At 43.8% G+C, this 372-nt stretch carries 1 protein-coding gene; it reads right to left on the bottom strand.

Annotation, left to right across the window (positions count from 1 at the left end; all coding sequences use genetic code 11):
• Positions 1-372: hypothetical protein (locus FH871_RS34390; RefSeq protein ID WP_212768312.1), on the bottom strand; the 372-nt coding region annotated here is incomplete at both ends.

The following is a 372-nucleotide window of genomic DNA, read 5'->3' as shown; positions in this document are numbered from 1 at the left end:
GATGGTTGTCTTCTCCGAAAGAGATCCCCATACTGAGGGTTAAGGGCAGTTCCAGATTCTTAGCTTCATTGCGGAAGTTTTCCAGAACTGTAAACTTGTCGTCAATCAGGGCTGCTAAAACCTTGTAATCACTGAAAAAATAGAAGCGGTCCATGCTGACCCGACGATAGTAAATCTGGTGCTGACCGGCAAACTCAGAAATAAAGTTGGCAATAAAGCCATTAATTTGGGCCACATCAGCATCAGACAGGTCGGTCGTAATGTCATCGTAGTTATCAACAGAAATGACGCCGATAACCGGACGCTTGAGTGAACTATCAAAGCTGCTTTCTGTTCCTACAGAATCAAAGAAGTAAAAGAGACCAGCTGAAA

Origin of the sequence: Larkinella sp. C7, from assembly GCF_006149005.1 — a bacterium.
Taxonomy (GTDB): Bacteria; Bacteroidota; Bacteroidia; order Cytophagales; family Spirosomataceae; genus Larkinella.
The sequence above is the reverse complement of the archived record's forward strand: the minus strand, read 5'-3'. Positions and strand labels throughout refer to the sequence as shown.